Origin of the sequence: Paraburkholderia sp. SIMBA_053 (assembly GCF_046534895.1) — a bacterium.
In the GTDB taxonomy this organism is placed as follows: Bacteria; Pseudomonadota; Gammaproteobacteria; order Burkholderiales; family Burkholderiaceae; genus Paraburkholderia; species Paraburkholderia caledonica.
The window spans coordinates 1-372 of record NZ_JAWRXU010000201.1 but is presented as its reverse complement, the minus strand read 5'-3'; the positions used below and the strand labels follow the sequence as shown (position 1 = coordinate 372).

Here is a 372-nt window from a genome sequence, read left to right as displayed (position 1 = left end):
GGCCGCAAACGCGCGCCTACCGTCTGTCTCGTCTGCATAGCCGCTGAGCGCAACGAGGTAAATGTCGTCAAGAGATTCGTCCCGCCTGATGGCCCTTGCAATATCAAAGCCATCCGCATCAGGAAGACAGATGTCAACGATGGCGACATCCGGCTTGCTCGACTTGAGTCGCCGCATTGCCGCTGCGCCACTATCGGCCGTGTCAACTGAATGTCCGTCGAGCGCGAGCACCGTTGATAAAGACTGCAATGCATCCTCGCAATCATCAACCAGCAGGATGCTTACTGGATTGACGCTTGTGCTCGTTTCTGTTTCAGTGTGGCGGTCGGTCGACGGATTGGGCTCGCAGCATATCGGCAAACGGACGGTGAC

Annotated in this window: 1 protein-coding gene; it reads right to left on the bottom strand. The window is 57.0% G+C overall.

Annotated elements, in window-relative coordinates; all coding sequences use genetic code 11:
• Positions 1 to 372: response regulator (locus SB753_RS35270; RefSeq protein ID WP_410804697.1), on the bottom strand; the 372-nt coding region annotated here is incomplete at both ends.